The following is a 22,088-nucleotide window of genomic DNA, read 5'->3' as shown; positions in this document are numbered from 1 at the left end:
ATAGCTTTCGAGTGAAGTCAAATCAATTTCTCAATCTTTTTTACTTATTTTTTCATCTAAGAGTAAAGATATTAATATATACTGATTTTTTATTTTAAATCTGTTGAATTTCGCCTAAAGAGAGGCCTGTTATTTGCAAAATAATATCGGTAGAAATTCCTCCTTTCACTAAATCCTTTGCAATTTTCATCTTTTCTGCTCTTTTCACTTTTTCTTCGCAAATTTGTATGCTTTCAAACAGAGATTTTATTAGCGCATAGCGTAATTCTTGACTCTCAATTTTTTTGTATTCTTTTATTAAATCAGGTAGCTCACTTTCTACTATCTCATCTTCCTCTATGAGCAGATCTGTAATGCTAATTGATAATGTTTCTGCTATTGCATATAATTTTTCCAGTGGAATGGCCACACGTCCTTGCTCATAGTTGCTTATTTCATCACGTGTTGTATCCATTTTCTCAGCCAAATCCTTTTGAGTATACTCTCTCACTAGCCTCCATTCTTTTATCTTTTTTCCTATTTGGTAGTAGATAGAACCTGTTTTTTCTTCAACACACTCATTAGCAGAGAGGCCAATTGCTTGTGAAACAATATCAACAGAAATTCCTGCTTTAACCATACCCTTTGCAATTTTTACCTTCTCTGCTTTTTTACTACTTTTCTCACCAACTCGGGTAAATTTTGTTAGCAAGTAAAACACCTTGCGCAACTCTTGATCATTAATCGTTTTATATTTTCTTACTAGATTTAATATTTCCTCTTCTTCGTTTTTAAGGCAAATTTTTTCACTTGATACAGGAATAAGATCTATGATGCCAACCGATAACACTTCTGCTATAGCATACAATTTCTCAATCGAAATTTTACGTGTTCCTTTTTCATATTGTAGTACTACTTGATACGTTACGCCAATTTTTCCCGCTAAATCTTTTTGAGTATAACCTCGCTTTAACCTCCAGCTCCTTACTTTTTGTGCTATTTTGTACCTTATCGAGATATTTGCCATAAATATTATACAGGTTAATACTACCAAATAAAGATATACAAAAGGGATGCTTCTTTCTATGTTTGAATTTTAGTTGAATATTTCTTCACAATTGTGTATAATTATTAATGCTTTTTAAGTGGATTTCCTATGGCTCTTTCGAAGTTTCTCGATCCCAAGAATGATATATCGTTCAAGCGCATCTTTGGTACTGAAAAAAATAAAGATATCCTTATTCACTTTCTTAATGATATTCTCGGCTTTGCTGGAACAAATGCAATACAGGATATAGAGTTTTTAAGTACTATTCAAGATCCTGATATTGCTTCTAAAAAACAAAGCATTGTTGATGCTCTTTGTAGAGATAAAAATGGGCTGCAAGTGATAGTCGAAATGCAGGTCGCTAAAACTAAGGGCTTTGAAAAACGTGCTCAATACTATGCTGCTAAAGCCTATTCAAGACAGGCTGACAAAGGCGATCAATATCATGACCTTAAGGAAATTATCTTTATTGCTATAGCAGACTGTATTTTATTTCCTGATAAGTCTGAGTATAAGTCAAAGCATACCATTCGCGATGAAGATACTAATGAACATGATCTAAAAGATTTTTACTTTATATTTATTGAGTTGCCTAAATTTCCAAAAACCAAAGAAGATCAGCTTTCAAGTATTGTTGAGAAATGGGTCTACTTCTTTAAATATGCAGATGAGACTAGTGAAGAAGAGCTGGAAAAAATAATAGGTAGTGATCTAATAATTAAAAAGGCCTATGAAGAACTAAATAGGTTCAACTGGTCAGAAAAAGAATTTATTGCCTATGAACAGGAAATAAAACGTATTCTTGATGAACAGGCTGTCCTTGCTCAAAAACTTGATGATGCTACTGCAAAAGGCATCCTCATCGGACATGAAAAAGGCAGAAAAGAGAGGGAAATTGAAGTTGCAAAGAATCTACTTAAAGCAGGAGTTTCTATTGATATCATAGCTCAAACTACTGGTCTTACAGCTAATGAAATTAAAGACTTAAGCTCTTTGGATGTTTAGATGAACATCTTTGTACTAGATGAAAACCCAGAGATTGCGGCAAAAATGTTATGTGATAAGCATATAGTAAAAATGCTATTAGAAACTGCTCAGTTACTGAGTAATGTTTTTTCAATAGCATTAAAAGTGCCAAATCCTTTAGTCAGCATCACAGACCAGAATATAGAAGTTCCATATAAACTTACTCACAAAAACCACCCTTGTTCTCTATGGGCTAGACAATCCAAAGGGAACTTTTTCTGGTTAATAAAATACGGAAGGGAGCTGTGCAAAGAGTATACTTGGCGATATAAAAGAAAACATAGATCAGAAGAAGTTATAGATTGGTGTGATAGTAATAAGAATTTGCTTGTTTTTCAATCAACCGATATAAAGCCTTTTGTACAGGCGTTACCAGATCAATATAAGTCTAGTCATTCAGTAAAAGCTTACAGAGAGTACTACCTAAAAGAAAAGATGAGGTTTGCTAAGTGGGAAAAGGGTAGAGAAGTACCGGATTGGTTGCTAAGCAGAATCGTACGTCTGAAAAGCCGCAAATAAAAAGAACGCCTTAATTAGTAGAGAGGAAGGTGCATAAAAACTAAAACATCTTCTCACTTTAACTCTTAATTAGATTTGAGGTAAATCATTAAAATCTCCACTCTTTTAACTGAGTCTGATAAAATTTAAAAACGGCAGTTTATTGAATACTTTACATGATTAAACCATTAAAACTCTTCAATTTTACTGAATTGATGGTAATTTCAAGGTATTTGCTGCTCAAATTTAGATACATGCTAATTTCTCTATTATAAATACTTAAATTATAAACTATTTACTCTTTAATTTTGGTTATTAGTACTGCGATCCAGAGGTATTCCAACATCACTCACTTCAGAAGAGCAAAGTACTCTGATAATCTGGAATTTCAAAGTAAGGTCTCGATATTACTTCTTTTATAACCTAACGAAAATCTGAGTTCAGAACATAAAACCAGTCCCTTAATATAACTACTTTGCTGTTCCCTTACTATCATTTACAAAGAAGCCCTTATATTTTTCTACTAAATCTGGTCTTTTCTTCATCTATATCTCCTTCTACACCTAGAACTCTATTCGCCAATTCCCTATTCTCTAGAGAAATAAGTAATGCTCTATATCACCGTCAGAAATTAATCTGCCGCACCGAGAACTGATAGACCTTTTTATCTTTCCCATTATCTCTTTTCTTGGGGTGAGTAAAACAATATATTTTTCCACATAGTTATAAGCTGGGAACCATAAAAACAGCTTCATGATCAGCCATTTTAAAAGTTCGATCAAGTTCAATATTCCTAAGCGTTGTACTTGCCTTATATGAACAATAACATCCCAATGTAAGGAAAGTTAATGCAGTCAAAGCAAGTGAAATAGATATTCCTAAATGAGACATTGTTAAACTTGTGCCAACAGCAAATACTCCAGATAATATAAGAGAAGCAGAGGCATAAATTATTTGCTTTCTACTCTGAGCTCTTGCTTCTGAGAATTGAGATTTTACTGCTGAACTTTGTTCAGAGACTCGAGATAGGTTGCTAGTCCTTTTACTATAACCTTGTTTTACATTAACACCCACAGACTCAGTGGCAACTTTTGAATCCATCTCATCCTGGATTGATATATCAATATTTTCCGGCTGTTCATTAGCTAGAATAAGCTCATCATGCAAATTTTTTACAGAGCAAAAATGTGAGGGATCGATACTAAAGCTTTCTTCAATGCCTTCTAATCGTTTATTCTCTTCCTTTAATCGTTCTATATTTCCTCGTAATATACTATTTTCTAATAGCAATTCCTCACATTGTTTCCCTTTTGCATCTATCTCTTGTTCCAGCTTTACTAGTTTAATTTCATAGTCTTTACATAACTCAGCTTTTCCTTCCGGTATATCTGCATCCTCCACTTGTATACACGAATCTTCGGTTTCTCTTTTTGTCTTTTCCGCTCTTAACAAATACTCATAATCATCTTCTAACCCATTTATTTTTTGCATTAATCGTTGATTGTTCTCATTCAGCCCATTTATAACTTCCTGCATCTTTTCTTTTTTATTAAATAGCAATTCCTTTTCTTCTTTCGCTGTAGCAAGTTTTTCCTTAAGTTCATCATTTTCTGCTAGAAAATCTTTATTCTCTTTTTCAAGTTTATCTACTTTTTTCTCTAACTCTTGAACACTGTTATCTAAGGATTCATTCATCTTTTCCAATCCCTTCAATTTTTGTTCAAGATACATGCTTTTAGAATCACTTTGTGGTAATCTTGTACCAATATCTACGAGAATTTCTCCTACAAAATCCATAAACTTTTTGAAATGTCTCTCATGAACTATCACTTCTTCACTTAGTGTAGTATTACCCAGCTTTTCCACAATTTCTTGGATTTTTTTTAAACTATTGGATAATAGCTCCATTCGTTCAACAATTTTAGTTACTTCACTTACGTTCAATTCATCACTCAGATCTGCATTACTAGTATAATTCTCACCAGTGGTAACTAGGTTAGATGGATTGGCAGGTTTAATCGGGGTACTCGTATCAACAGAAGCTCCAAATGGCATAAACAGTGCACTTCGGCTGCTCTTAATCGATCTACCTAGTGAAGGTATATCACTATTATAAAGTGTTCTATCACCACTAGAGGCAACTTGCTCTTGTCTATAATTTGTAGAAGTTCCTGTTGGACTAGTACCATTTTTCTGATCTTCTCTACTGCTTTCATTCGTAAAGCGCTTCACTCCCATTACCCTCCTAACATTCTCTCCAAGTTCTTCTCTTTCGATTATAATACGAGATTCATTTTTTTCATAGTTAATTTTATCATATAATTGTTCACATTCTTTGTAGGACAATATTGGTTGTAGCGTCTTCTTCTTTACTTCTTCATCGTAGAAAGCTCTCAGCTTATCATTTGATAATATTGCTATAGCTTCTTTTACATCAGGATGCAATTGAGAATGCCCATTTTTGCATGAATGAACACGGTTCAGTAGAAAAATCTTAACAGAGTGTTGCTTGTATTCCATAATTTCCTCTAATGTAATCCCCATAACTTTTTCTTGTGATTCTATGTATCCTAGAGCTTCTTCAAAGTCTTGTCTGTTAGAGGTGAGAGGTTGAGCTTTTTTTAACTTTTTGATCTCACTATCTTTTGGATGCACACCATTAACTTCAATAACAGGGATAACACTTGCAGAGTCAATCGCATTTAACACAATACTACAATCATCTTGATTTTTTAGGAAAGCTTTTAGCTGTTTTTTAAAGTTCAATAAATTACTTAATTTATCTTCATTAGTTTTAGATTTTTTGATTTGATCATAAACGTTTCTGGCTGCTTGGTTATTCTCTTTATCAGTCCTTATTTTACTTTCTAACTTACCAAGGAGTTTGCTCAGTGGTTTTTTAAGTTTCTTATAATCGTTAACAAGCAGTTCTCTTATCCGTCTTTCAAAATCTCCTTTTTCTTTGAATCTCAAAACAGTATATAGATCATCTTCAGCCCTCTGCTGATCGGATTTTGTATTTACAACCATAACCTTACCTAACACTAACAGATACTGCTGAACAGAACTTAAGGGCGAAGTTAAAACACACTTAGTTAAAGTCATAAGCACTTCTCCAATTAATCTTACTAATATTCTTCTGGAAAACAACATATCTACTGACCTTATTCTTGGGAATATAAATAGAAAAAGTGCATCACCTATAGTCTCCAGAAAACCTGGTGTTAGCTGTCAAATTAAGATTTCTAGAAAATACTCAATAATTCCAGACAGATTTCTCTAGGCCTGACCAGAACGTTTGGGTATCAAATAGGTCTTTCTGGAGTAATTAGGTGTTGTAACTTAGTTACAAATTTAGTACCATAGCGTTGTTTTCATGATATAGGGAGGTTTAAATGCCAATAGAAACAAAACGTCAGGCTGAAGTGCTTAAAAAGCTACAAGATGTGATAAAACATACAGATCGTGACATTGCGGCTGGAAGAAAGTTAGCTATTAAAAGGTGGGTCGAGACCTATATAGAGTATATCAAACTTTTTAAGGATGATAAGCTGGAATTCTTATATAATGTTTTTCGAGATGAAGGTTGTTGGTTAGGTACAAGGTTAAATAATACTGTTTTAGGTCAGAAATTGACTGAAGAGAAAATAGGAGAAATCGATAACCCACTACCAAGGTATGGTATGGCATCTAGGTACTGTATAACGGGCAAGATAGGTGATTTTTTCAACAAACAGTTTGTACTCTCTAGAGGTCAATTTACTTCAGAAGAGGTAGATAGTCAAGGTAATCCGATCAGTGATCAATATGTAAGAAACATTCTGCTATCATCCATGAAGAGAAATGGTCCTGTGTTTGATTTCTGGATCGATAGAGAATCTGGGGAATTAAAGAAGTATGATGCAGTAGAAGGTTTTGACAGTGCTGTAAAACTTAAGTGGAGCGAAGGGGTAGAGTATTTTTATAATCAGTTAGAGGAAAAAGATAAGGAGAAGAAGCTTACAGAAGCTATTGTTGCTCTTTCTCGTCCTCAATCTGTTGAGAAAGACGCTCCTATTTTAGATTTTTGTGTAAGGAATATAGGCGATAAAGATACTCTTTTACAGAAATTATTGCAGAAAGATAAGGGAGTATATTCCCTTCTTGCTGAATTAATAGAGTCATGTTTTTTTGATACGGTTCATGATTTGGTACAGTGCTGGTGTTATAAAGGCGTTTCAGCAGGAGGAGACTGTTCGGACAAGATATTCTCACAGCAAGACTATGAACTTTTTCTTTATTCACTTTCAAATGTGATGTTGAAAAATCCTGAGTTAAGTGTTCAAGCTAGATCCCTTATTATGGAGATTTGGAAATGTGAACGCTTTGCTGAATACAGAGAGACCTCTGTTAATACTTCTAATTATACAGTTCCTATAAAGAGTGTACTTGGGGGATTAATCATTAATTGGAAACGAGAAGATGTTTGTAAGCCCGATAGGGAAATAGAGAAAGAAGAAATATTAGATATGATTTCATTTGCCAAAGGTTGCTTTCCTGAAAAGTTTGACCTTTTTAAAGAAGTCATGATAGAAAATCTTAGAATATGTGGTAGGGAAGGAAAGAGGAAAGGTGTAGATTACGGCAAGTTTGCAGAAGAGTTATTTCTTCAGTTAGAGAAAGTAACTTTACCTTCTGTAGGTGATGGTCCTTGGAATAATTTGCGGTCTCAATCTAAGGTATCTTTGCCACTTGATGGTTCTGGTGATGGCCCACAGTCTGAGTTTGAAGCTCCTAGTGTGAGTGGTATTTCTGGTTCTCATAAGAAAAGAAGAATCTAGTCTACTCATTAATGTGAGTGGTTTTTCTGGTCTTAGCAAATAGAGAGGTGCTTTGTGTCTTTAATAAGAAGTTTAGTGGATGGAGATCTTGATGGTTTTAGACAAGAGTTTGAATCCTTTTTAGATCAATGTCCATTTTTCTTGTATCATGTAAGTACAGGACGTTTCCTTCCTGTATTCTTTTTCAGTATGTTTGCTACTGCTCATGATGCTAATATCTTAAAAGCAAATGAGAGAGTGTATTTTCGTTTTGATAATCATGGTATTGATACAGGTGGTAGAAATAGAAATACAGGGAACCTAAAAGTCGCTGTTTATCGTGACGGACAGCAAGTTGTCAGATGCTACAGTATTTCTGATCGTCTTAATAGTGATGGGTTAAGGTTCAGTACAAGGGAAAGAAATGCTCTAGTGCGAGAGATTAGAGGGCAAAATCCAAATTTAAGGGAAGAAGACCTAAATTTTGAGCAATACAAAGTATGCATGCATGGAAAGGGCAAGAGTCAGGGAGAGGCGATTGCAACAGTATTCGAGGTGATTCGTGAAAAAGATTCTCAAGGTAGAGATAGATTTGCTAAATATTCAGCGTCTGAGATTAGCCTTCTTAGGCATATAGAACGCAATAGGCTTAATGGGATTAATGCGCCTGCGCCACGCAGTTTGTTGACAGTTAAGGAAATAGGAAGTATACGACTCAATCAAGATCAGAGAGTACAGCTTGGTCATTTGGTCAATTTTGTGCAAGTTGCACCGGGTCAGCAAGGGATTTTCAGTTTTATGGAAGTGCTAGCAAGTAACCAAAGAATAAATATAGAACGTGGAATAAATGAAGGAATTTTGCCATACATAACTCGAATCTATCGTAGTTACCTAGGCAGCCTACAAAATGACATTCAAAATCGCAGTCAAAAGTTTGAGAGTCACGGATTTTTCTTAGGTTTGTTGGCAAATTTTATTCATCTCTACACAATAGATATTGACCTTGACTTGTCTCCTGGAAATTCATATGTTGCTTTTCTTATATGTCATCAGGCAGAGAGAGAAAACATTCCTATCGTTATTAATGTTACTAGATGGAGGACATCGTCTGATATTGCATTAAACCGCGCTAGAGCTGATGCTAAAAGATTACATGCTTCTTCATTTATATCTATTCACACTGAATCAAGAAATGCTGTTTGTATTGGATTAAATTTTAATCTGAATATAGATCCTTTTAGTATTGATACAGTAGAGTTTTTAGAGAATAGATTTCCTTTGGTACAAAGATTATTTGAGTGTTTGGAGGATGAAGGAATTAGAGAAAATATTAGAGATTTCTTGCTTCAACATCTTCCTAACGAAATACCAAGAAATGCAGAGAATTATAACAGAATATTTGATTGCATAACTGGTTTTGCTTTTGGGAATAGTATTTTAGAAGAGTTCAGATTAGTAAACGCAGTTCAACAACGTGTAAGAAAGTATATATTTAGATATGGTGATGAGAATCATGCTTTAACCATGGTCTTCCATACTCAAGGTTCTGATATAGTTATACTTCATATTAGAGATAACAACGCTGTACAACAAGGAGCCATCAATTTACAAGATCTTAATGTTGACGGAAATAATGTTCATGTACGGGAAGTTTCATGCACACTTAATAATCAACTTGGCCTTAATATTCATACAGATAACCTTGGTTTATATCACAATTACCAAAATAATAATGCAAATAATTTTCTTGGTGGTAATCTTGTGCAAGTGCCTAATGCTGGAAATGTGCATAATGCTTTAAATCAAGTTATGAATGATGGCTGGCAAGATAGATTTCAGCATCAAGAATTATTTAGAAACATTTCTGCAGTATTAATGCCAGAAGATACGCATGGCAATATGATAATAGATGTAAATAGCAAAGATAAGTTTCGCTCTATACTACATGGTACATTTTATGCTAGTGATAATCCTTATAAAGTGCTTGCTATGTATAAAGTTGGTCAAACATATAGTTTAAAAAGGTGGCAGGAAGAAGAAGGAGAAAGGGTAATACTTACAAGAGTTACAGAACAGAGACTAGGTCTTCTATTATTAAGACAACCTACAGCAGATACTCACCCAATTGGATATGTATTAGGATTTGCTGATAATGCAGAAGAAGTAGAACAGGAGCAAGACGAGGCAAGGTACAAAATAACAGAATTGATGAGCAAACAAAGGGGATATTTGCCTATTACTTCTGGAAATGAGGTGGTTTTGTCTTATGCTGTATTTAATAGAGGTGCACAGAGAGCAGAAGACTTTATATCTCTTCCACAACAAGCAGTGTATGTACATAGACTTGATCGTCGTGGTCATGACTCAAGACCAGAAGTATTAGTGGGACCTGAAAGTGTTATTGATGAAAATCCACCAGAAAATCTATTGTCAGATCAAACTCGTGAAAATTTCAGGCGCTTTTACATGGAAAAAAGACCAGGACAGAACTCGATTTTTTTGCTTGATATAGATGATAATCTGCACGTTCCATTTAGTTACTTGCAAGGTACTAGAGCACAGGCAATAGAAACATTAAGGTCAAGAATAAGGGGAGGTGGTACTTCTACAGCACAAGGAATATTACAACAAATAAACACTATCCTTCGTAGAAACAACGCTCGTGAAATAGAAGATGTGCATAATCTACTTGCACTAGACTTTGCAACAGAAAATCAAAATTTCCGTTATTGGCTACAAACTCATGACATGTTTTTCGCTGCACGACAATATACTTTCCATGATGATCGATCTAATCCAACTAATGATCGTCATGATTTTGCAATAACTTCAGTAGGAGTCGATGGAAATCAAAATGATCCAACAGGTAGGGACTTATTAAGTAGTAACATAGATAACTTTAAACAAAAAGTAGATTCGGGTGAAAAAGATAGATTAACTGCTATTATTAATGTAGGTAATCGTCATTGGGTTACATTAGTTATTGTCCACCAAAATGGAAATTATTATGGGTATTATGCTGATTCACTTGGTCCAGATAGTCGTATTGACAATAATATTCGAGGAGCTTTAAGAGAATGTGATATTAGCGATGATAATGTCCATGATGTTTCCGTTCATCAGCAAACAGATGGCCATAATTGTGGCATATGGGCATACGAAAATGCTAGGGATATTAACCAAGCTATTGATCAAGCTTTACAGGGAAATAGTAACTTTGGAGAGAAAGGTGAAGGTATTATAGGTTATATACGTGGTCTTCTTAGTGCAGGAATTGGAAATGACACTAGACAACCTCAAAGAAATGAACAATACTTTAGAAATCGGAGAAGAAATATTTCACAATTATTCCAAAATGATTCTCTATCTTCTCCTAGGGGTAGATTGATTCAAGGTCGTCCAGGAATTCAACATGAAATTGATCCATTACTATTACAATTTTTAGAACTCCAATATCCACAGCGTGGAGGTGGGGGAGCATTGCAATTAGGCGGAGAAAGAGTGATATCAATTGATTTTGGTCCGCAATCTGTATTGGATGAAATTGATGGAGTGAATAGAGTTTATGATCATAGCAATGGTAGAGGCAGTAGGTAGAGGTTAATAGGTGAATGAAGTATTTCTTTACTCCATATTTACGCGTTGGTTGTAATGGGTCTTTTAATTTATTTCTGCATATTTTTTTTGGGGGGTTGTTTATTAACAATAATATAGAAGATATTAATAAAGCTTTTGTCCGTAAAGCACATTCATGAGAGCGATATTTTCTTAAAATCAGCTAGCTTTAGATGCTGAAGTTGTGTACCGTTTAGAATAACTTCCTTAATTTTGGATATAAAATAATTTAAACGTAAGATCCACTGTAAAAGATAAGATTTAATTTGGAAGAAAAATTGATGTGATTAGAACTTGACCTTACATAGTATAGGAATATTTTTTATAAAAAGAACAATATCCATTTGAAATGTAAAATTATCATAAATTTTTCTTTTTGTTCTCAAATGAATTACTATTAATTTAGTATTATATATTGCTAATAACTTAAATAATCCAACCATTTCCAGCAACAAAAACCGCTACCCGTGAGAACATTTTTCTTTGGGATGGGATGGTCTAGCAAAAATTACATTACTAATTCCAAGAAAGCGGAGCATTTGGATCATCTGGAATTTCATAAAAAGGCAGCCTATCAATTAACAGACTTTCTTCATCTCTACTAAGATCTCTTGTTACAATATTGCAAAAATCTCTATTGCTCCCAAAATTAGCTGTTACTGCAGTCCTTAAATCTTGATTTCCTGCCACAGCTTCCTGAAAGCTGCTGTTATTGGCAAGATGAGTTTCCAGCACAGGTTTTGCGTCATTACCAAATTTGTTTTTCACATTCAGAATAGCTTGTCCCAATTTATTTGTGTTGCTACTAATTAATTTTTCTGCCACTCCTTCCTGCAAAATACGACTACCTGCTAAGATCTCTCTATTTTCATTATCCTTCACAACCGCTTTCCCTATTTCATCTACCTTGGTATTCAAAAGGTGCTGAGTTACGTTATTGACTAACGTCTTCGACTCATCTATATTATCGCCTAAGCCACTTGCATTAAACAAATATTCAGCTAATTTTTCAGGGCTAACCTTCCCTTCAGTAATTCTTTTTGCTTCACCTTTCTCTATACTGCCAGCATTAAATAACAACTCAGCTAACCTAGAAGTGCCGACATTTTTTATTATATCTTCAATAAAGCTCTTTTGATCCCACTGATAATTCTCTGCTAGTGCATTCTTAGCATCGTTAAATACTAGTTCAGAAATCTTATACGAGCTAACTTTATCTTCGGCAATCTTTTTGGCTGCAAATTGATCTAAGTTACTTTTATTAAAAAGCAACTCAGCGAGTTTTATTGGATCAGCTTTATTTATAAAATCCTGCGAATTAAGATTTATTTTATTAGCAACATGAGTAGCAAGATTTTGACCAGTGCTATCAGTTATATCAAGTACTGTTTTTCCCAATATATCTTTATTTTCATCAGTAAGTAGCTGTACAGCGACTTCCTCAATTGATGGGCTTTTTCCATCTCTACCTGCCGGACCTTGAGGACCATCTGCACCTTTTGATCCCTGCACCCCCTTGTCTCCTAAAAAAGCTTTTGCTATCTTACCATCATAAGCATTTTCGTTATCAGCAGTTTGATCAAGAAATCTGCCTAATTTCTCCACTAAAATTGATTTCTTTTTCCCATCTCCTATATCCTCTGTTGCATCAAGTATTTTTTTCGTGAATTCTAAAATTTTTATATTAGAGCCATCAGCTTTAGCAAAATTACCCTTTTCTGCCAAAAAATCTTTTGCTGTTTTATTATCACCATATATTTCATATTTTTCATCAAGAAGCTTCCCTAATGTATTAACTAAAATTGAAGTTGCATTGGGATCATGTTTATAAAATAATTCCCTTGCTAATCTATTGATTCCGTCACTGTCACGAGAAATAAATCCTCTATCTGTATCTTCCTTAGTATATACATTTTCAACATCAACCTTTTTATTTAATCCTTCATCTACTTCTTCCTTAGTATATACATTTTCAACATCAGCCTTTTTATTTAGGTAAGCAGGCAGAACATCTCGCCTAGAAAATGTACTATCTAGTATCAAGTTAGAGATTCTATCACCCTTATCAAAATCTTTTGCATAAAATATCGCCTCCACTATGGACTTTTCTGCTAACTTCTCTTCAAGTACTGTATGTTCATCATTGTTAGTACTTTTCATATCAAGTAGACTTTTAAAAGCTGCCGCTAAACCTCCTACTTTATAGCTTATTTCACCTTGACCATCTTGTTTATATTTTAATTCCAGACTACCATTGCTTGCATCTAAAGTATACTTATTACCTTTCTCATCGCTCAAGGTTATAATTTTAACATTTTCCAAATTTGATATTGATGTGCCGTGATTATCTTTAAACTCTACATTAGGTGTCATATCACTTCATATTAATTAAAACGAAAGGATACGCAAAAAAATATATTTTTTTATTAATACATGATGCAAAAAGAGCTTTATTCTATTTTAAATATAGAATTGCAATGAATTTTCCTTTTATTTCCAAATAAACTAATTTTCACTCTTTAACATTAATTACCACTAACTCAAATAACACAACCATTTCCAGCATTCAAAACCAAGGGTCGTGAGAAGAGTTTGTTTTGGGATGGATTGGACTACCAAGTGTACCGTTCGAACTTTTCTTTATAGTGATTCTACTATATCCTAAAACCAGCTATATTAGCCTACTTTTACTACATTTACATACGAACTAACTTACCTAACTTTGTTGCAAAGATTGCAAGTTCCTATTTTCATAACCCTACTTTTACGTAGCTTGTTCTCACAAAGATACGATCTTTTTGGGATCTTTGAAGAAGTAAATAATTGAAATCTTTGTAATACTTGGTTGCAATGTTTTTTAGAGACAAAAGGTATTTTCCTATATCTGAATACAATAAATTTGTAATTCTGAAAAAAATATAAAACTATTGCTAATTATAATAATTGTGTAATAATTAAAACATAAGTTTTTAAGTTAAGGTAGTGTCGTGGGTAATCAATTGGAAGAAGTATCTAGTCCAATAAATATTCAAGCAGATTTAGAAGAGAACAGTATGGTTGATGGAATAGAAAAGCGGTCAAAAGAACAAGGTTTTTATGCAACACAGACCATACCAATTTATCAAGTTAATCAAAATATTACGTATTCATATTTAGCTACGCTCGATAGTCACTTAAAAACAGATGAGCATTGTGTACACGAAAGTAATATACATACTGACTTACTTAATTTTGCTTTTCATGGTTCCTTAGAGAAAGTTCAAGATCTATTAAACAAAGGAGCTAGTGTTGAGATAAAAGACAACAATGGTAACACGCCTTTGCATCTTGCTGCTGGCAGGGGCCACTTCGTAATCGTTGGAACCCTGTTAAAAAAAGGAGCTACTGTTGAGGTAATAAACAATGAAGAAGCTACTCCGCTGCATATCGCTGTTCAGATGGGTCACTTAAACGTAATTCAAGTTCTACTAGATAATGGTGCTGATGTTGATGCGCAAAAAGATAATGGTGACACTGCCTTACATATTGCTGCTAAAGCAGGCCACTTAGAAGTAGTTCAAGTTCTATTAGGAAAAGGGGCTAGTGTTGAGGCACGAAACAAAGAAGGATGCACTGCTCTTCATTCTGCTACTGAAATGGGTAAATTAAAAGTGGTTGAGTACTTTATAAGTGAAGAAAAAATCAATATTAACCAAGCAACCTATGATAATGACACTCCTTTGCATATTGCCGCTGAAATGTGTCACTTAGATGTAGTTCAATTTCTGTTAGAAAAAGGAGCCAGTGTTGAGGCACGAAACAACGAAGACTGTACTGCTTTGCATATTGCTGCTAGCGAGGACCACTTAGAAATAGTTAAAGCTCTATTGGGCCAAATGAATAATGCTGACATACGAAAGAATAGTTTCAAATGTGTATTGCATATTGCTGCTCGAGAGGGTTACTTAAAAATCGTTAAAGCTCTATTAGACAAAGGTACTGATATTAATGCAACAAACTATGAAGGCGATACTGCTTTAAATGAAGCTGCTGGATGTAGTCATTTGGAAGTAGTTCAATTTCTGTTAGAAAAAGGAGCTAGTTTTGAAGCACGAAACGAAGAAGGATGCACTGCTTTGCATATTGCTTGTGAGGTGGGCTGTTTAGGCATAGTTAAAGCTCTGTTAGAAAAGGGATCTGATGTTAATGTAGTAAGCGAAAAAAATGGCGATACTCCATTACATGAATCTGCTAGAATGAATTGCTACGATATAGTTGAATATCTTGTAGAGGAAGAAAAGGCTACTATTGATGTAAAAAACTTTAGAGGTGAGACTCCTTCCGATTTGGCAGATTCTAATGGTTACAAAGATATAGTTAAGTATCTTAGTCTTCGAGTAAGGGAGTGTCCCAAAACCTCGGGAAGTCTGGCTGATGATAAAAATGTGATACAGTATCAAAAAGTGACAGAAAATAAACACCTAACTATAACTAATAGAGCAATAAAGACCAGTTTCTGTGTAGGGATAATGACCATGTTGACAAGTGTGGCTATTGGATGTACTGCTATTCATCTTAGTTTATCAATATCAGCTACTGCTGCATTGATTGTTGGGGCCATTGCTGGTGGCATTACATATGCAGTATTAAAGCCTAATAGTAGGCTAAATGAATGTGAAGTGAATAGGCAAAGCTTACCTCAAATGCCTAAGGACGAATGTTGCATGTCATATTAGTTCTTGCATTTTATGTCATGCGTGTGAAAATGGTGTGTAGTATTTTTAACCGAGGTGGAGTTATGGAATTGAATAAATTGCAGGAAGTATTAAATTCTGCTAACGCTGATGTTGGTTTCAGTAAGAGTAATGTAGTTAGTAAAATAGAAGAGAGATTAAAGCAAGTAGATCCAGGTACATTGTGCCAATTAAGTTTTGCTGTTTTAAAAAACAACAAACAAATGGTAGAAACCCTTATAAAAGGAGGAGCTGATGTTAACACAATTGATGCGTACAATCGTGATCCATTATATTATGCTATCTCACAAGGGAACACAAGAATGGTAGAGATCCTAATAAAAAATGGAGCAAGTGTTAATAAGAAGTATAATGACGGAAGCACTCCTCTACATCATGCTGTCTTGAGCCAAAAAATAAAAATAGTAGAGTATCTTATAAACAATGGAGCTGATGTTAATGCGTTAGATGAAAAACGGCGCACTCCATTATACTTAGCTGGACGAAGTACAAAAATGGTCTCGATTCTCATGAAGAAGGGGGCATTACCTTTACTGGAAAACAGAGATATTGAATTTTTAAAGGATCTAGCTAAACGCATTAAAGATGATGATACAGAGTATTTAAAGGAGGTAAAGGTAGAACAGAAGGAGGGGCGGGTAGATGATAAGTATGAGTCAATTAAATACTCGTTGCTGCTTAGTGATAACAGCTCTTTGACCTCTATTATTAAAAGGGGAAAATTCAAAAATTTAATATCTGATTGGTCTTTCAACGTACCTGATTTAAAAGATAACCAAAAAAATTTGAATAAGGCACTGTTAAATCTTCTTACAGACTTTCCATTTTGTGACATTACAAGGTTTGAGGACTTTTTACACAATAACAAAGGTGATGATCTAAAAGCTGTTCTCAATCTTCAAAGGGGAGAATCCAAATTGACAATACTACATGTAATACAAGGTATGGAGTATTTAGCAGTGGAAAAAGACATAGGTTGTGCAGTTAGTGCATTTATGACTTTACTTTTAAAATCTGGTGCTGATCCTAACATAGTTAACAGTGAAGGGCAAACACCTTTGCACTATGCTGCTTATTATAATACTTTAAATATACCTTTGCTTCTGAAAAAAGGAGCACGTGGTCAAACTGACAGACAAGGAAAAACTCCTCTAGACATTGTAATTATTAACAAAAAACCTTTTGAAGTGAATCTTTTAGAACAGATCTTTTTAACTCAGGAGCAATTGGAAGCAAAAAATGATTTAGAAGGTATTTGCGGTCATAGCTTTAACACTAATCGACTAAGAAAGTTTTTCAATCAGCACAAAGGAAATGAAGGTCTTAAAGAGATTCTCAATCTTCGTGATTGCGAAGGAAAGTCTCGAGTTTTTCAAAAGATTAGGGAGGCTTGTTATGGTAATGAAACTCATTTCAAAGAAGCAAAAAAGTTGCTGCTAGAAGCAGGAGCGATTGATTACGAAGAGTGGAAGGACAAAAAACGTTTGCCTAAGCTTAGAACTCTATGGGATGATTTAATATTAGATCAGTCGGAAAAGTTGAAAATATTTTTGGGTAGGGTAAATAAATCCAAAGATATAGATGAGTTAAAACGCGTTGTAAACGAAGCTATAGAACTTGGGGTAAGGCTGAACTTTCCTAACCAGGGTAGTATATACGGAAAGGTATATGAAAAGGAATATAGTTTTACAGATTTTGTGATAAGAAAGATTAGTGAATTAAGAAAGAGTTCCGAAGGTTCAAGGAATATAGAGGTTGCTAGTGGTATAGTATGTCAATTGATATCAAAAGGGGCAATTTTGTACAACATAAGCAGTATATATGTAATTGACGAACTGGAAGAGTTTGAAAGCCACAAAGCTAATATGAAAAACGCTTATGCAGATTATGAGAATCGTGCTTTAGATTTCATAACAATCGTTCAAAGCGCAACAAGTGGTAAGGTAAGAGACGTAAAAATCGACAACTCTACTCTCTGTCTTGAATATTCACAGGATAGTAAAGTAGATGTTGCAAAGATTACAAATGGAGCAAGGGGTTTAGGTATCACTCAGGAAGGTGTACAATACGGAAGAAATATAATAAAGATAGGTAAGAGTGAGGTAGAAATTATAACGGAAAACGCTATAAGGAATTATGTAGGCCTAGCAGATGGTAGTAATATAGTATTGACTTTCGATACTGGCTTGGGAGAGTTGGAAGTGAGATTATACCCTGATAAGCAAAATCTAATAAAGGTAGAAGTAGAAGATCAAGAAAAGTGGAAAAAATTACAGAATTGTGAGGAACGAATAGGGGAAAAATGTTTGCTTGGTGGGTGTTCAGTACGTGATGCTATTGAACGAGGTTTTTTTACTAGATCTGGAGAGTTGATTCGTTCTGAAACAATTAATCAATCTGATGCAACAAAAGTGGACTCTTGGACAAAGCGCGAAAAAATGAGAAAAGCTTCAAGTCTTGAAGAAACAGTAGGCCGTTTTCTATAATGAAGTGAGGGAGTGTTAAATAAACCATACGCGTCAAGTTAAGGAAAAGTGTAAGTAAAGTTGATAGAGTGAAGGAAAATAATAAGGTATAAATTCTCTTGGATATATGAATGAGAGAACTTACAATGGACAGAATAGCTTGCTTATCAAAAGACCTCAATGAATTCTTTAATGAAAAAGCAGACGAAATATCAATTGCAGTAGGTTTTATAAAAAGAAAGAGAAAACTTAATGGCTCATCATTCATAAAAGCTATGGTTTTTGGTAACATAGGAGTTGATGATTGCAGCATAGAAACAATGTGCCAATTGCTAAATGAAGACTCGATAGAAATTACAAAACAGGGTTTAGATTTTAGGTTTAGTGAAGAAGCAGTTGAGTTCATGAAAAAAATGTATAACGAAGCTTTGTGTTTATTTAAAAAAAGTCTACAGATTGATTGCAAAATTTTACAGCAATTTGGAAGCGTTAAATTATTGGATAGCAGCTACATTAGCCTGCCCAGTAGCATGGAAGATATGTACAAAGGATATGGCAGTAGCTATAGAGATTGTGAGAATAATACCAAATCAGGAATAAAGCTACAGTTAGTCTTTGATTACCTGAATCAAGCGCTAGATAAGTTAAATTTTATGGAAGGAATAAGGTCGGATCAAGGTTATAGGGATTATCTGAACGGTTTATCAGCCAATGATTTGCTAATATTTGACTTGGGCTACTTTGTGCCTAGTTCTTTTAAACAGATTGATGAAGCAGGTGCATATTTTGTTAGTCGTTATAAGTCTGATACCAATATATATGATATAGAAACAAATCAAAAAATAGAGCTATTGGAGTATTTAGAAGGTCAATTATCTTCAGAAAAAGAAGTATTATTAGGAAAGGAAGTAAAAATTAAGGTAAGAATTATATGTCAAAAGCTAACTGAAGAACAGTCTATGGCTAGAAGAAGAAAGGCTAATAAATTAGCAAAGTCACATGGATATACATCTTCTCAAAAGAATCAAAAGTTATTAGATTGGTCAATATTTATAACTAATGTTCCAGAGAGTAAAATTAATGCTGAACAAATATTGACGGTTTATAGAGTAAGATGGCAAATCGAATTACTATTTAAACTATATAAAAGTCATATCAATCTTGATAAACTAAAAGGAAAGACAAATCCATTTAGAGTATTGTGCGAGCTATACGCAAAATTATGTGCTATTCTCGTATTTCACGGAATGATTGGCTGTGTAAAACTAAAAAAGAACACGGAGCTCAGTTTAACAAAGGCATTTATTGAATTGAAAAGGCGGGTTAGAGAGCTCTTTTTGATATTAAACAATATTGTCAATAATTTAAAAATTTTTCTAAAAAAGCTTACTATAATCTGGTCAAAGTTTTCTTTGAAAGACAGATATAGGAAGACCAGGGTATCTACTTTAAGCTCTCTACATTCCTTAACTTGACGCGTATGGTTTATTTAACACTCCCCCACTGGACATTAGGTTTGGGACAAAAGGCTGAATAATGGGAGCTGTGTGAGTCGAGAGGGTGCGCCGTGGTACGCATTAAGAAATATAGCTCTTTTTACAATAATCCGAACAGATCATAATATGCTACTGCTCTACCATAGCCATAAGCACATATCTTATCCTATTCGGACTATTGCGAGAAGTGCTATACTTAGCGGAGCTAAGCGGGGTTCAGAATAAATGGCCTCGAGGTGAACAACTAACTTTAACCCGAAAGGGAAGGAGGACAAGAGCATGTATGTAAAGCGAGAGTTATCTGAAGATGTGTAAGGTAACGGCTTGCAACACCTGATCAATATGGTTAAAGCTAAACTGCTTGAATTCTAATCTTCAGGGGTGGGATTTCACATCCATGGGTATCACATTTAAAACCCCATGTCTACAGTAAGCACAAATTAAACTTTCGTTTGTGTGACATTCTGGCTGTAGAACGATAAGTAGTGAACTTATTTAAGAGCATAATAGATGTCGCAAAGATAACAGATGGGGCAAGGAGCTTAGGGTTAACTCAAGGAAAAATAGAATACGGAAGAGATATAGTAAAGATCGGTAAAAGTGAGGTAGAAATTATAACGGAAAATGGCATAAGGCATTACACTAATCTTGCAGACAATAGTAATATAGTGTTAACTTTCTCTACTAGTTTAGGAGAATGAGAAGTTAATTTGTACCCTGACAAGCAAGATAAAATAATAGTAGAAGTTAGTAACAAAAAGGAAATACTGGAAAAGTTCAAAAATTGTAAAGAAGAATTAGGTGAGAATTGCTCGCTTGGTGGATATTGGGTCTACGATGCTATTAAACAGGGATATTTTGAAAGGTCTGGAAAACTTTGTCAATCTTTTGAAACAATTAGTCTATCTAAAAAAGTCTCAGAAGGAGTCAAAGCAGCGGTAAAAGGTTTAAAGTGTGGTGATATAGTGAGTTCTTCATCCAGTAATATATTTCCTCCAAAAGCGATTATGCAGGAAGGTAAAGCAAGAGTACCAGGAGCATGAACTCAAAGTTGCTTAGGGTCAAGTTTTGAGTATTTCACTAAAATAGCTTTAACATTTTTTGGGGAATGTTTTAAATCCTATGGTGATGTTAAGTTAATAGCTTAAGAGATATTCTAAAGGAGTTATCTTATTTAAAAAATTACTTGGACGCTTATAGTTTTTTGAGCATAGCCTTTCATGTTAGATTCAAAGAAGACTGAATAGGCTGCTCCACACTTTCTACTTTCTCGAGCTTGGTGTTGGGCTTAAAGGTATTGACCTTACCCAGAAAAAGTGGAGAGAAAGTTTGGAATGTTTTTTACAAAAAGAATGATGCATCAAATTGTTCTGGAATGCAATAGTTAGAGGTTGTCCGGAAACTAGTAAATTCAAGCATATTCCCTCTTTAACATAACCCTACTCATAGCTAGGTATATGAAATTCTCAGTGGATGTTGTGAGTAAATCATACTCCTTCGATAGCCTTCTATTCCTATTAACCCAAGCAAAAGTCCTTTCTACAACCCATCTTCTTGGCTGTACTTTAAACCCTTGTTCTCTTGTTGGTAGTAGCTCAGGTGGTGTATCTTTATGCACCCAAAACCTACATGGAGGCCTTTTGACAATTTCAATATCTATCCCATATTCTCTCTTTACGTAATCCTTTAAATCTTTTCCTTGGTATCCCATATCAGCCCACATTTTCTTAATATTGCTGTATTTTTCCTTCATATTGTCCAATGCCATCTTCACCCCATCTCTGTCATTTTCGCTTGCAGCTCCTACATAGCAACCAAGCACAAATCCTTGAGTATCTGTGATTATATGTCTTTTTCTCCCCTTTACCTTTTTCGCACCATCATAACCTTTGCCCCCCCTTTTTCCGTGGTTTTTACCGATTGACTGTCCACTATGCATGCGCTCGGCTTCCCATTTTTGACCTACTATATTTAGTGATATCATAGTTCATTTTCTCAAAAATTCCCTGCTTCTTCCATTGCCTGAACTGCTCATACACAGTCTTCCATAGCGGAAAATCATTTGGTAAATACCGCCATTGACACCCTGTACGCAATACATAGAAAATTGCTTCTAATATTTCTCTTTTGCTATACTTTGGCGGCCTTCCTCCTTTCTTGTATGATACTCTGAAGTGTTTTTCTATTCTTGCCCATTCCCTTTCGCTTAGATCTGTTGGATACTTTTTTCTCATCTTTACCCCGTACTAAAATTTCAGATATTATAGCCTTTTACTTGTTTCCGGACAACCTCTTATAGCACTTCTCGCAATAGTCCGAATAGGATAAGATATGTGCTTATGGCTATGGTAGAGCAGTAGCATATTATGATCTGTTCGGATTATTGTAAAAAGAGCTATATTTCTTAATGCGTACCACGGCGCACCCTC

General features: G+C 34.5%; 12 protein-coding genes and 1 pseudogene. 9 read left to right on the top strand and 4 right to left on the bottom strand.

The features are described from left to right. Nucleotides 1–94: 94 nt before the first annotated feature. Entirely contained in the window at nucleotides 95–1,006 is a 912-nt protein-coding gene (locus AAGD51_RS02455) for a helix-turn-helix domain-containing protein (protein WP_010962718.1), read from the bottom strand. A gap of 129 nt (nucleotides 1,007–1,135) precedes the next feature. Here AAGD51_RS02455 and AAGD51_RS02450 point away from each other — a divergent pair, with 129 nt between their 5' ends. Together AAGD51_RS02450 and AAGD51_RS02445 are read left to right on the top strand one after the other, a co-directional pair. After that, entirely contained in the window at nucleotides 1,136–2,032 is an 897-nt protein-coding gene (locus tag AAGD51_RS02450; RefSeq protein WP_265017944.1) for an Rpn family recombination-promoting nuclease/putative transposase, read from the top strand. Beyond that, nucleotides 2,033–2,572 carry a pyrimidine dimer DNA glycosylase/endonuclease V gene (locus tag AAGD51_RS02445; RefSeq protein WP_010082266.1) on the top strand — a complete coding sequence of 180 codons (540 nt, stop codon included), beginning with the start codon at nucleotides 2,033–2,035 and terminating at the stop codon, nucleotides 2,570–2,572. Between the two features lie 702 nt (nucleotides 2,573–3,274). Here the strand turns inward: AAGD51_RS02445 and AAGD51_RS02440 are convergent. After that, a complete protein-coding gene (locus tag AAGD51_RS02440) occupies nucleotides 3,275–5,704 on the bottom strand; it encodes a hypothetical protein (protein WP_208571664.1) in 2,430 nt (809 codons plus the stop codon). 242 nt (nucleotides 5,705–5,946) lie between these two features. Between AAGD51_RS02440 and cifA the strand changes: the two genes are divergently transcribed. Together cifA and cifB are read left to right on the top strand one after the other, a co-directional pair. Then, nucleotides 5,947–7,371, top strand: a complete 1,425-nt coding sequence (cifA, locus tag AAGD51_RS02435; RefSeq protein WP_155968735.1) for a cytoplasmic incompatibility factor CifA — start codon at nucleotides 5,947–5,949, stop codon at nucleotides 7,369–7,371. 75 nt (nucleotides 7,372–7,446) lie between these two features. Beyond that, a complete protein-coding gene (gene cifB, locus AAGD51_RS02430; RefSeq protein WP_182365082.1) occupies nucleotides 7,447–10,947 on the top strand; it encodes a cytoplasmic incompatibility factor CifB in 3,501 nt (1,166 codons plus the stop codon). Between the two features lie 534 nt (nucleotides 10,948–11,481). Here cifB and AAGD51_RS02425 read toward each other — a convergent pair. Continuing rightward, nucleotides 11,482–13,338 (bottom strand): hypothetical protein, encoded by a 1,857-nt coding sequence (locus AAGD51_RS02425; protein WP_341810489.1) that lies wholly within the window; start codon nucleotides 13,336–13,338, stop codon nucleotides 11,482–11,484. A 614-nt stretch (nucleotides 13,339–13,952) separates the two neighbouring features. Between AAGD51_RS02425 and AAGD51_RS02420 the strand changes: the two genes are divergently transcribed. The 5 genes from AAGD51_RS02420 to AAGD51_RS02400 all read left to right on the top strand — a co-directional run bounded on the left by AAGD51_RS02420 (nucleotide 13,953) and on the right by AAGD51_RS02400 (nucleotide 20,702). After that, complete coding sequence (locus AAGD51_RS02420) at nucleotides 13,953–15,680, top strand: ankyrin repeat domain-containing protein (protein WP_236515005.1); 1,728 nt, start codon at nucleotides 13,953–13,955, stop codon at nucleotides 15,678–15,680. A gap of 62 nt (nucleotides 15,681–15,742) precedes the next feature. After that, complete coding sequence (locus AAGD51_RS02415; protein ID WP_236515004.1) at nucleotides 15,743–18,184, top strand: ankyrin repeat domain-containing protein; 2,442 nt, start codon at nucleotides 15,743–15,745, stop codon at nucleotides 18,182–18,184. Between the two features lie 125 nt (nucleotides 18,185–18,309). Then, a complete protein-coding gene (locus AAGD51_RS02410) occupies nucleotides 18,310–19,638 on the top strand; it encodes an IS4-like element ISWosp9 family transposase (RefSeq protein ID WP_041573564.1) in 1,329 nt (442 codons plus the stop codon). A 506-nt stretch (nucleotides 19,639–20,144) separates the two neighbouring features. Then, the gene (locus AAGD51_RS02405; protein WP_320157276.1) at nucleotides 20,145–20,360 is read left to right on the top strand and encodes a hypothetical protein; all 216 of its coding nucleotides are present in this window, start codon (nucleotides 20,145–20,147) and stop codon (nucleotides 20,358–20,360) included. A 9-nt stretch (nucleotides 20,361–20,369) separates the two neighbouring features. Further along, the gene (locus AAGD51_RS02400; RefSeq protein ID WP_320157275.1) at nucleotides 20,370–20,702 is read left to right on the top strand and encodes a hypothetical protein; all 333 of its coding nucleotides are present in this window, start codon (nucleotides 20,370–20,372) and stop codon (nucleotides 20,700–20,702) included. Nucleotides 20,703–21,070: 368 nt separating this feature from the next. Here the strand turns inward: AAGD51_RS02400 and AAGD51_RS02395 are convergent. Then, a pseudogene (locus AAGD51_RS02395) lies at nucleotides 21,071–21,893 on the bottom strand (IS5 family transposase). Nucleotides 21,894–22,088 lie beyond the last annotated feature (195 nt).

The organism is Wolbachia endosymbiont (group A) of Volucella bombylans (assembly GCF_964026965.1).
In the GTDB taxonomy this organism is placed as follows: domain Bacteria; phylum Pseudomonadota; class Alphaproteobacteria; order Rickettsiales; family Anaplasmataceae; genus Wolbachia; species Wolbachia pipientis.
Note: the sequence above shows the minus strand (reverse complement) of the source record. Positions and strands in the feature narration are given on the sequence as shown.